The sequence below is a fragment of the Paracoccus sp. 22332 genome (assembly GCF_052045125.1).
In the GTDB taxonomy this organism is placed as follows: Bacteria; Pseudomonadota; Alphaproteobacteria; order Rhodobacterales; family Rhodobacteraceae; genus Paracoccus; species Paracoccus haematequi_A.
Genome location: NZ_JBQEOI010000020.1, coordinates 49,343 through 59,073, shown reverse-complemented (window position 1 = coordinate 59,073; position 9,731 = coordinate 49,343). Strand labels below are relative to the sequence as shown.

The 9,731-nt window shown below is 67.2% G+C and carries 11 protein-coding genes and 1 tRNA gene; 7 read left to right on the top strand and 5 right to left on the bottom strand.

The window, feature by feature from the left end; genetic code table 11:
• The first annotated feature begins 235 nt into the window (after positions 1-235).
• The 3 genes from ACTJI6_RS16670 (at position 236) to ACTJI6_RS16660 (ending at position 1,999) form a co-directional block, all read left to right on the top strand.
• Positions 236-958 carry a hypothetical protein gene (locus tag ACTJI6_RS16670; RefSeq protein ID WP_440802217.1) on the top strand — a complete coding sequence of 241 codons (723 nt, stop codon included), beginning with the start codon at positions 236-238 and terminating at the stop codon, positions 956-958.
• Between the two features lie 54 nt (positions 959-1,012).
• Positions 1,013-1,450, top strand: a complete 438-nt coding sequence (locus ACTJI6_RS16665) for an HNH endonuclease (protein ID WP_440802215.1) — start codon at positions 1,013-1,015, stop codon at positions 1,448-1,450.
• A 282-nt stretch (positions 1,451-1,732) separates the two neighbouring features.
• Complete coding sequence (locus ACTJI6_RS16660; protein ID WP_440802213.1) at positions 1,733-1,999, top strand: hypothetical protein; 267 nt, start codon at positions 1,733-1,735, stop codon at positions 1,997-1,999.
• Between the two features lie 92 nt (positions 2,000-2,091).
• On the opposite strand, the gene ACTJI6_RS16655 is transcribed toward ACTJI6_RS16660, so the two are convergent.
• The 5 genes from ACTJI6_RS16655 to ACTJI6_RS16635 all read right to left on the bottom strand — a co-directional run bounded on the left by ACTJI6_RS16655 (position 2,092) and on the right by ACTJI6_RS16635 (position 6,933).
• Positions 2,092-2,301, bottom strand: a complete 210-nt coding sequence (locus ACTJI6_RS16655) for a hypothetical protein (RefSeq protein WP_440802212.1) — start codon at positions 2,299-2,301, stop codon at positions 2,092-2,094.
• A gap of 664 nt (positions 2,302-2,965) precedes the next feature.
• A tRNA-Thr gene (locus ACTJI6_RS16650) sits at positions 2,966-3,041 on the bottom strand.
• Between the two features lie 76 nt (positions 3,042-3,117).
• A complete protein-coding gene (locus tag ACTJI6_RS16645) occupies positions 3,118-4,836 on the bottom strand; it encodes a heme biosynthesis protein HemY (protein WP_440802209.1) in 1,719 nt (572 codons plus the stop codon).
• Between the two features lie 9 nt (positions 4,837-4,845).
• Positions 4,846-6,183 (bottom strand): COG4223 family protein, encoded by a 1,338-nt coding sequence (locus ACTJI6_RS16640; protein WP_440802208.1) that lies wholly within the window; start codon positions 6,181-6,183, stop codon positions 4,846-4,848.
• 87 nt (positions 6,184-6,270) lie between these two features.
• Entirely contained in the window at positions 6,271-6,933 is a 663-nt protein-coding gene (locus ACTJI6_RS16635; protein WP_440802207.1) for a uroporphyrinogen-III synthase, read from the bottom strand.
• A 65-nt stretch (positions 6,934-6,998) separates the two neighbouring features.
• Here ACTJI6_RS16635 and tsaD point away from each other — a divergent pair, with 65 nt between their 5' ends.
• The 4 genes from tsaD to ACTJI6_RS16615 are packed head-to-tail and all read left to right on the top strand — an operon-like array spanning position 6,999 to position 9,692.
• Positions 6,999-8,069 (top strand): tRNA (adenosine(37)-N6)-threonylcarbamoyltransferase complex transferase subunit TsaD, encoded by a 1,071-nt coding sequence (gene tsaD, locus ACTJI6_RS16630; RefSeq protein ID WP_440802205.1) that lies wholly within the window; start codon positions 6,999-7,001, stop codon positions 8,067-8,069.
• On the top strand, positions 8,066-9,007 hold the full coding sequence (locus ACTJI6_RS16625; RefSeq protein WP_440802204.1) for an NAD(P)H-dependent glycerol-3-phosphate dehydrogenase: 942 nt from the start codon (positions 8,066-8,068) through the stop codon (positions 9,005-9,007). The genes tsaD and ACTJI6_RS16625 overlap by 4 nt, the downstream gene beginning before the upstream one ends.
• On the top strand, positions 9,004-9,279 hold the full coding sequence (locus ACTJI6_RS16620; RefSeq protein ID WP_440802202.1) for a YciI family protein: 276 nt from the start codon (positions 9,004-9,006) through the stop codon (positions 9,277-9,279). Before ACTJI6_RS16625 ends, ACTJI6_RS16620 begins: the two co-directional genes overlap by 4 nt.
• The gene (locus ACTJI6_RS16615) at positions 9,279-9,692 is read left to right on the top strand and encodes an EVE domain-containing protein (RefSeq protein ID WP_440802223.1); all 414 of its coding nucleotides are present in this window, start codon (positions 9,279-9,281) and stop codon (positions 9,690-9,692) included. Before ACTJI6_RS16620 ends, ACTJI6_RS16615 begins: the two co-directional genes overlap by 1 nt.
• The last annotated feature ends 39 nt before the right edge of the window (positions 9,693-9,731 follow it).

The following is a 9,731-nucleotide window of genomic DNA, read 5'->3' as shown; positions in this document are numbered from 1 at the left end:
GATGTTGAAGGCCTTCGCCGCCTGACGCTGGCTCATGCCCGCCGCGCAGGCCTGGCGAACCCTGAGATATAGTTCCACGCTGAAAATCCTCGCGCCCTCCCTGCTGCCGCAGAAAGGGAAAGGGTGGACGACTTTTACGCCGCCCGCAGCAGCTCCATGCCGCCGCTTCCGTGGACTAGTTTCTCACCGCCGTTCTCAGCGGATCGTCGACGTCACTGCCGATGCAGGGGCCGGTATGGGCATCTTCGAGGAGTTGCACGGCCTCCCCGGCCCTGATGCGTTCGCGCGTCATCTCAAAGCGGCGATCTCGAAGAACTATGGCCACGCCTCTATCGCATTCCTGACGAAGCTGGTTGAGGCACCCAGCAATAATGTCGAGCGTGCCGCAGTGCTGATGAAAGCGTTCCAGGAACAGAATACCGTTTCTGGTGCGGATGGTCAGGTGTCTCGTGTTCTGGCCCGCTTCGCACTAGCAGCTGCGGCCGGTGAACTCGCGCTGGAGTTCGGCGTGTTGCCTTGGTCATCGGGTGAAGCATTCGACGCGGCCCGCACGTGCTTTCGAGCATGGATCGTCGGGCGCGGGGGCACTGAAGCTGCCGAGGATCGCGATGCCCTCACCACCGTGCGCCGCTTCCTGGAAGCACACGGCTCCAGCCGCTTCGAACTGATCCATGGCGAGGATAACACTGCAGGCGAGCAAGCCATCGACAGCCGTATCATCAACCGGGCAGGGTTTGTCCGCCACCGGGCAGGTGAGCGGGAATACATCTTCCTGCCTGAGACGTGGAAAGATGTCTGTGCGGGGATGGACCCCGGCCGTGTGGCGAAGGTGCTTGTTGAGCGTGGCTTTATGCTGACTGGGAGCGACGGCAAGCCTCAGGTCAAGCAGCGCCTTCCCGGAATTGCGAAGCCGGCACGCTGCTATGTCGTCTCATCGTCGATCCTGGCTGATGACTAAGCTTGTTCCCCTTGTTCCCCAAGCGCGAAAACGTGGGGAACAGGAATTTGCCCAATGTTTTCAGCATTGTTCCCCATGTTCCCCGTGTTCCCCACAAGAAATGTCTACCTGGAGATAGAAATGCCCTTCAAAGCTCCCAGAATTTGCTCATGCGGCAAAGTCGTCCCAGTAGGGGTGAAGTGCGAATGTCAGAAGGCCCGCAAGCGGGCCAGCGACAAGGTATATGATGCCAAGCGGCCGAATGCCCGCCAGCGCGGCTATGACAAGACCTGGGAGAGGGCAGCAAAGCTCTTCCTGTCCAGGCGAGAAAATCGGCGCTGTGTCGTGTGCGGGGATCCGGCAACCGTTGTGGATCACCGTATACCATTCAAAGGGAACGACGAGCTTAGGATGGACCCAGCCAACTGGCAGCCGATGTGTCGCCCTTGCAACTCTCGGAAGAACGTCCGCGCTGAAGGTGGTTTCGGCAGGAGTCGGCGCGAAGAACAATAACTGCGGAGGCCCTCGGCTCTAGGGCCTTCCAAGCTGCAAGCCGCATACCACGACTGTTTATCCTGTCCGATAATATGCACTGGACGCCCCAATGTGTGTTTATCTGCACAGGCTAGAGCTTCTTGTCCTGTCCGATAAACGACATCAGTCTCGGCGAAAGGTCACCTCGCACAGGCACCGGCAATCCTCACTGCTGAAAAGCCTACTGCTCAGGTGGGATGCCAGTTGTGGATCTGGTGCTTTGACAGCAGCATCATTGGCAGCATGCATACAGAGGATGAGATGACCGAACACTCCGATAACCCGAACATGGCCGCGCGTTTCATGATCGACCAACAGATGATGGATGCTCTGCAAAAGTCAGTCGATCACGGTGCCACTGTATGGTTTGCCGCATTGAGGATGATGGAGACAGGGACCATTCAGATGGTGGCGAACTTCGGCGCTGAATATACTGCCACGGTCCTCCGCGACATGCTGGCCAACATCGAGGCCGGAAAGCTGAACTACCGCGAAGGCAACTTCAGTTACTCACCACCTCCGCGCTGAAGGGCACAGTGACCTCCTGGTGGGTGTGCGGATTGCCGTCCGCTGGCTGTGCATGGCGCACCATAGACAATGGCACACCATGCAACGGAAGATTACGGAACCTGCGCCTTAAACATCATCTGCTGGATCGCATCGACCTTTTCGAGAACTACCAACTTATGACCTTCGGGGCCTTTCAGCCCGGTCAGATAAACGATGGATCTTGCGCCGTCCAAGTATGGTTCAAAAGCAACGATGTGGTTGATAGCGATAGTAACCGGGGTGGATGAGTTACCGTTGACCCGACTGAGTGTGATGAGCATGGCGCCTCCTTGATGTGTGCCGCCATGACCATACCGCAGGCGACCTGACCTGCAATCACCCAAACCCCGCAGCAGATGCGCCCCGCACGACATGCACCCGCAGCAGATCCGGGGTCGACGCTTCATGCCGGGGGGGAGTGGTCCCGAACTTTGCCCTAATGGCGGGGACCAGCGCGGGGGGTTTCGCGCAAGATATGACCGAATTGGAGATTTTGGGAATGAGCCTTTGCGGTCCTATTCCCCTTGTTCCCCAGGCCCTCGCGACATGGGGAACAGCGAATTCCTCAATAAAATAAGGGGTGTTCCCCATGTTCCCCTTGTTCCCCGCGACAAATGCGCTTCCCGACAAACAGACACTGAATACCAGGTCACGAAGGCAGCGGAGGGAACGCAAACCAGACCGAAGGCTGCTGCCCATGCGGTGTCTCCATGCCTAACGCAAGCACAGCGAATCACTAGAACAGTATAGGACGAAGAACCCTCTCTCTTGCTGCATTCGAGATGGGAGCAGGCCCTCTCGAAGCACCTGCCTCCTCACCTTTCCGTTATGGTGAATGCCCATGGGCCTGAGGCTATCTTGGTTCCGCCGTGGTTCCACAACATGAGCAAAGCAAAAGGCCGCCCCGAAGGACGGCCATTTTTCTCAACATTTCCACTGGATTAGTGGTGCCGGTGAAGGGACTCGAACCCCCGACCCCATCATTACGAATGACGTGCTCTACCAGCTGAGCTACACCGGCATCTGGTGAGGGGCCGGATAACAGGTTCCCCGGCGAGGGAAAAGGGGGCACGGGATTTTTTCTGCCCCCCTCTCCGTCAGGGGCGGGTCTTGCCCTCGGTCCAGTCGGCATCCTCGGGCGGCAGGACATCGGGGCGGATCAGGATCGGTTCGGGATCCGTGGCCGGCACCGGCCTGACCGAGGGCTGCGGCGCTGCGCGGATCTCGGACTGGGCCGGGGCGGGTTCAGGGGTGGTGATGGTGCTGGCGGGTTCGACCGTGACGTAGTCGGTCTCGCGCGGGACCATGCCGGGGGCGACATGGGCGACTTCGACCGGACGCGTCTTGGCGGCAGGCTTGGCCGGCGCATCCGGTGCCGGGATGTCGGCAGGCGGCACGTCCTCGACCTTTGGGGCAACAGGCGGCTGAGGTTTCGGCGCGCCGACCAGCAGGGGCAGCATCTCGGCGCCGGGGGCAGCCATGGCGGCGGTGGCGCGCGTCTCGGGTTCGCGCCAGGTCAGGGTGTCGAAACCGCCGCAGCTGTCGCAGACCGGCGCCCAGTCGCCCATCACGTTGTGGCACTTGTCGCAGACCCATTGCGGACCGCGCGATGCCGTCAGCGCGCGCGTCAGGTAACCGCGCACCACGCTGTCGTCCGCCCCTTCGCCGCGTTCGACCGCCGCCATGATCGACAGCGTGCGCACGGTCGGATGCCTTTCGGCCAGATCGCCCAGCGCGCGGCGGGCGCCGGGGAAATCCTCGGCCGCCAGCAGCAGTTCCGCGCGCAGCAGGCGCGATTCCTCGTCATTGGGATTCTTCGAGATCAGGCGGTCGAACCGCGTCAGGCGGGCGGCAGGCGTTTCGTCCGGGACGATCTCGGCATAGGCGGCGGCGATATCGGGATGGGGCCGCACCGACCAGGTTTTCTCAAGCACGCGCGAGGCGTTGCGGAAATCCTTCTGCGCGATATAGCTGCGCGCGGCCAGCACCGCCGCCGGGATCAGATCCGGCGACGCCTTGTTGGCGGAAATCGCGGCCTCGCGGGCGCTGATGGAATTGCCCTGTGCCAGAACCTCGGCCGCTTCCTGCAAGGCCAGCACCGCGTCGCGGCGGATATGCACGTCCTGGGGCAGGTCGCCCTGGCGGCGCTTGTCCTTCAGAACCTGACGCGCGCCCTTCCAGTCGTTCTCGCGCATCTCCAGTTCCAGCAGGGTGTCCTGCAACTCGCGGTGACGCGGCTTCAGGGCATAGGCCTTTTGCGCCAGCAGCAGCGCGGTCGCGGTATCGCCCTCGTCGATCTTCTGGCGCATCAGGCCGCGGATGCCGACAAAGCGAGTGCGGTCGTCCTCCAGCAGCTTGCGATAGATCTGGCCCGCGCGGGCCTTGTCGCCGGCAACCTCGGCCGCCTGGGCGGACAGCAGGTTGGTGATATGGGGCATGTGCAGGTATTTCTCGGCGCGGGTGGCCTTGTCCTGCGCCAGCTTGCCTTCGCCGGACGCGACCGCCAGCATCCCCTCGCCAAGCGCCTCATAGCCCTTGCGTTCGCGGGACCGGGCGAAATAGCGGTCGATGGCGGTTTCGTCCCCCGCGATGAAGCGGATGAAGGCCAGGGCCAGGCCCAGGGCCTTGAAGACCAGCCAGGCCAGAACCATCAGCACCAGCAGGGCCACCACCGCCTTGACCGGGGTCAGCGCGTATTCGGTGCCCGCATATTCCACGCGCAGCATCTGGCCGGTTTCCGACAGATGCACGGCGCCAAGCGCGATCACCAGGACGACCGCAAAGAAGAACAGGATTTTCAACAGGGACAGCAACATGCCCGGACCTCAGTTTGCAGGGGCCGACAGGTCGGACAAGGCCGCCTGCGCATCGCGATAGGCGGTCGCGCCCGCCAGCCAGTCCGCCATGGCGGGGGCGGCGCGGGCGTCGTCGGGCAGCGCGCCGATCTCGGTCACGGCATCGGCGATCCGCCCTTCCTGGACGGCGGCGTCGGCGCGCGACAGGACCGCATCGGGATCCGTCCCCTCGCGCGGGACGATGGATCGGGCGCCGGTCTGGGCGCGCAGGAAATTGCCGAACAGGCTGCCGTTGCCGGTGGCGCTGTCCTGACGCAGCGAGGTGCGCAGGGCGGCGCGCGCGGCTTCGGGGAACCCGGCCTGCAGGCTGTCGAGGCTGGGAACCTCGCGCGTCAGCGCCTCGGGCGCCTCAAGCCCGACGCCCTCCAGCGTCTGGCGCGCCTCGTCCGGGGCGATGCCGCGATCCAGGGCGGATTGCAGCGCGGCGATGGCGGCCACGGCCTCGGCCCGGCGGGTGCTTTCGGCGGCGGCCTGCTGCAACTGCTGCGCCTCGGCCTGGGCGGCGTTGATCTGCGCCTGCGCGGCCTGGGCTGCGGTCTGCAACTGCTGTTCCAGCGTATCGGCCTGGTCGGCCAGGGTCTGGACGCGGGCGGCAAGGTCGGGGTCGATCTGCGGGCGGGCGCTCAGTTCGCGAATCTGGGCGGCCTGATCCTCGATCTGCTGGCGCAGCGCCGCCAGATCCTCGGCCGAGGCGCCGGTGGTCTGCGGGGCGGCATCGGGGGCAGCCGCAAGCTCGGCGCGCAGGGCGTCGATCTGTTCGGCGGTCGCGGCCTCGGCCGCGCTGACGGCCTCGCTGCGAATCGCTGCGACATCGACATCGGGGGCGGCTGCGGCGGGCTGTTCGGGCAGCCAGGCGGCGGGCAGATGCGGCAGCGCCCAGATCGTCGCCGCCGATCCCAGCCCGGCGGCGACGACGCCGCCCAGGACGACCGGCCAGAAGCCGGTCTTCTGCACCGTGACCTTCTGCGCAGGCGCCGCAGCCGCAGCCGCAACCTCGCGCACCGGCGGATCCTTCGGCGGGGCGTCTTTCGGCGCATCTTTCGCCCCGGCGGGGGTCTTGTCCTTGCCGGGCTTGTCGGCGGCCTTGCGCGCGGCCGCAGGGTTCTGGCCGGTCTTGTCGCCCAGAAGGGTGGACTCGATCGGCCTGATCTCTCCGCCCGTCGCGGCGGCCGACGAGCCGTCGCCCGCGCCGATGGGGGACCGGGCGATCACGCCCGGGTCGGCGGCGTCCTTTTTCAGCATCAGGGGCGTCTTGTCCTGCGGGGTTTCGGAATGGCTGTCGCTTTTGGTCTTGTCTGGCTTTTTCACGTCATGTCCCCGTCTCGCGGCGGCAGCATGGCCGCGCCTGGCCGCAGCCTAATGAGACGGGGGCCGCTTCTCAACCCGCCCTAAGCATCATTGTTCCGCCAAAGCCAGGGCGCGGACGGCCGCAGCCATCGCCGCCGCATCGGGCCGTTCGGCCACCGCATGACCGGCGGCGGGGCCGTCCCAGGCGGCCCAGGCGGCATCGCTGATCGCCGCCACCCGCAGCGGCGCCCGCGCCCCCCGCGCCGCATCCGCCACCAGCCGGGCACTGCGGGGCGAGAACAGCGGCAGCACGACCGGGCCGTCGCCCGCCAGCAGCGCCCGCGCCTGGGCCGTCAAGGGCACCGCCTGCTGGTCATAGACCACCATCCCCGGCACCGGCAGCCGCTTGGCCAGGTGACGGCCATGCGGATGGATCAGCGGCACCCCGGCGCCTTCGATCAACGGCAGCAGCCCTTCGGCGAAACCGTTGCCCGCGCGCACGTCGAACCCCGCCGCCCGTGCGACCCGCGCCGTATGCCCGCCCACGCACAGCGCCAGCCGCCCGCGCCCCGGCCCCGCCGCAGCCACCGCCTGGGCCGAGGTGAAGACCAGCCCCGGCGCATCCCGCAGCGCCGCGCCATCGTGATCCACCGCCACGATCCGCAGGATCGGAGAGATCGCCGCCCGCCATTCCGGCAGCATCGCCGCAAAGCGCCGCGAATCCGCCTGGGGGCGGGTCAGCAACAGGACCGGCCGCTTGGTGCTGGACATTGGCATCCCCCCTGTCCGATGCTAGGGCCATAGGCCTAAGCGCCATTCCCCCGCCCGGCAAGAGCATGGACGACACCCAGATTTTCCTTGGCATCGAAAGCAGTTGCGACGACACCGCCGCCGCGCTTGTGACGGGCGACCGGCGGATCCTGTCGTCGGTCGTCAGCAGCCAGACCGCGCTGCACGCCGATTTCGGCGGCGTCGTGCCGGAAATCGCCGCCCGCGCCCATGCCGAGCGGCTGGATCTGGTGGTCGAGCAGGCGCTGGCGCAGGCAGGTGTGGCGCTGTCCGATGTCACGGCGGTCGCCGTCACGGCGGGGCCGGGGCTGATCGGCGGGGTGATGGCGGGCGTGATGTGCGCCAAAGGCATCGCCGCCGGGGCCGGCCTGCCGCTGGTCGGCGTGAACCACCTTGCGGGCCATGCGCTGACGCCGCGCCTGACCGACGGCATCGGCTTTCCCTATCTGATGCTGCTGGTCTCGGGCGGGCATTGCCAGTTCCTGCGCGTGGACGGGCCGCAGGATTTCACCCGCCTGGGCGGCACCATCGACGACGCCCCCGGCGAGGCGTTCGACAAGCTGGCCAAGCTGTTGGCCCTGCCCCAGCCCGGCGGCCCCTCTGTCGAGGCCGAGGCCGCGAATGGCGATCCCGACCGCTTCGCCCTGCCCCGCCCGCTGCTGGACCGGCCGGGCTGCGACATGTCCTTCTCGGGGCTGAAAACCGCCGCCCTGCGGCTGCGCGACCAGTTGATCGCCGACCAGGGCGGATTGCGCCAGCAGGACCGCGCCGATCTTTGCGCCGCCTTCCAGCAGGCCGTGGCCGAGGTTCTGGCCGAGAAATCCCGCCGCGCCCTGGCCGCCCATCCGGTGCCGGTGCTGGCTGTGGCGGGCGGGGTCGCCGCCAACCGCACCATCCGCGCGGCCTTGCAGCAGGTGGCGCGGGACGCGGGCGCGCGCTTCATGGCCCCGCCGCTGGCGCTATGCACCGACAACGGCGCGATGATCGCCTGGGCAGGGGCGGAACGCTTTGCCCTGGGCCAGCGCGACGGCATGGACCTGGCCGCCCGCCCCCGATGGCCGCTGGACCGCGACGCGGCGCCAATGCTGGGCGGCGGCAAGAAGGGGGCCAAGGCATGAGCGTGGCGATCCTGGGCGCGGGCGCCTTCGGCACGGCGCTTGCGGTGGCGCTGTCGGCCAATGGCCCGGTGACGCTGTGGGCGCGCGACATCCGCTGGGGGCGCGACAACCCCCGCCTGCCGGGCGTGACGCTGCCCGACGCGATCCGCGTCACCGACGACCTGGGCACTGCCGCACGGGCCGACACGCTGCTGCTGGCCTTGCCCGCGCAGGCGCTTGGCGGCTTCCTGGCCGATCACGCGGGCCTGCTGGACGGCAGGACGCTGGTCAGCACCGCCAAGGGCATCGACCTGTCGCGCCTGACCGGCCCCTCGACCCTGCTGGCGGGGGCCTGCCCGCAGGCCACCATCGCCGTGATGACCGGCCCGTCCTTCGCCGCCGACATCGCGCGCGGGTTGCCCACCGCGCTGACCCTGGCCTGCGCCGATGCCGACGCGGGCCGGGCGCTGCAACACGCGCTGTCCACCCCGGTGCTGCGGCTCTACCGTACCGCCGACGTGACCGGCGCGGAACTGGGCGGCGCGCTGAAGAACGTCATCGCCATCGCGGCGGGCGTGGTGATCGGCGCGGGCCTGGGCGACAGCGCCCGCGCCGCCATCGTCACGCGCGGCTTCGCCGAAATGACCCGCCTCGCCGCACGGCTTGGCGCGCGGCCGGAAACGCTGACGGGGTTGTCCGGCTTGGGCGACCTGACGCTGACCTGCACCTCGGCGCAGTCGCGCAACTTCCGCTATGGCCAGGCGCTTGGCGCGCGCCAGCCCTTCGACAGCACCACGACCGTCGAAGGCGCCGCCACCGCCCGCGCGGTGGCCGCCCTGTCCGCCCGGATCCGCTGCGACATGCCCATCGCCGCGATGGTGGCGGCCCTTGCCGAAGGCCGGGTTTCCGTCGAAAACGCGTCCGAGATGCTGATGACCCGCCCCCTGAAGGAGGAATGATGCCCCTGTTCGCCCTGATCTGCCGTGACAAGCCCGGCGCCCTGGAAACCCGCATGGCCAACCGCGAGGCGCATCTGGCCTATGTCCGCGACACCGGCGTGGTGCTGTTCGGCGGCCCGATGCTGACCGACGGCGAAATGCGCGGATCGCTGCTGGTGCTCAAGGCCGACAGCCTCGACGCGGCGAAGGCCTGGTCGGACCGCGATCCCTATGCCCTTGCCGGGCTGTTCGATTCGGTCGAGATCACCGAATGGAAGAAGGTGATCGGCTGATGGCCTATTGGCTGTTCAAGTCCGAACCGGACGTGTTCGGCTGGGACGATCTTGTCGCGAAGGGCGACAAGGGCGAGGAATGGGACGGGGTCCGCAACTATCAGGCCCGCAACTTCATGCGCGCCATGAAGGCGGGCGACCTGGGCCTGTTCTACCATTCCAACATCGGCAAGGAAGCCGTGGGCATCGTCCAAGTCATCGCCGAGGCCCATCCCGACAGCACCACCGACGATCCGCGATGGGAATGCGTGGACGTGAAGGCCGTGAAGCCCCTGCCCCGGCCCATTTCGCTGGACCAGGCGAAACAGGAACCGGCGCTGAAGGACATGGTGCTGGTCAACAACTCGCGCCTGTCGGTACAGCCGGTGACAGATGCCGAATGGGCGACGATCATGAAACTGGCGGGGCTGTGACGGCCGCCCCTTCACCTTTGCCCAAATATCCCACGGGGG

Coding starts and splice junctions, on each gene's coding strand:
- ACTJI6_RS16635 (WP_440802207.1), bottom strand. CDS start 6,933: ATGTCCAGCACCAAGCGGCCGGTCCTGTTGCTGACCCGCCCCCAGGCG.
- ACTJI6_RS16645 (WP_440802209.1), bottom strand. CDS start 4,836: ATGTTGCTGTCCCTGTTGAAAATCCTGTTCTTCTTTGCGGTCGTCCTG.
- ACTJI6_RS16670 (WP_440802217.1), top strand. CDS start 236: ATGGGCATCTTCGAGGAGTTGCACGGCCTCCCCGGCCCTGATGCGTTC.
- tsaD (WP_440802205.1), top strand. CDS start 6,999: ATGGACGACACCCAGATTTTCCTTGGCATCGAAAGCAGTTGCGACGAC.
- ACTJI6_RS16625 (WP_440802204.1), top strand. CDS start 8,066: ATGAGCGTGGCGATCCTGGGCGCGGGCGCCTTCGGCACGGCGCTTGCG.
- ACTJI6_RS16615 (WP_440802223.1), top strand. CDS start 9,279: ATGGCCTATTGGCTGTTCAAGTCCGAACCGGACGTGTTCGGCTGGGAC.
- ACTJI6_RS16660 (WP_440802213.1), top strand. CDS start 1,733: ATGACCGAACACTCCGATAACCCGAACATGGCCGCGCGTTTCATGATC.
- ACTJI6_RS16620 (WP_440802202.1), top strand. CDS start 9,004: ATGATGCCCCTGTTCGCCCTGATCTGCCGTGACAAGCCCGGCGCCCTG.
- ACTJI6_RS16655 (WP_440802212.1), bottom strand. CDS start 2,301: ATGCTCATCACACTCAGTCGGGTCAACGGTAACTCATCCACCCCGGTT.
- ACTJI6_RS16665 (WP_440802215.1), top strand. CDS start 1,013: ATGTTTTCAGCATTGTTCCCCATGTTCCCCGTGTTCCCCACAAGAAAT.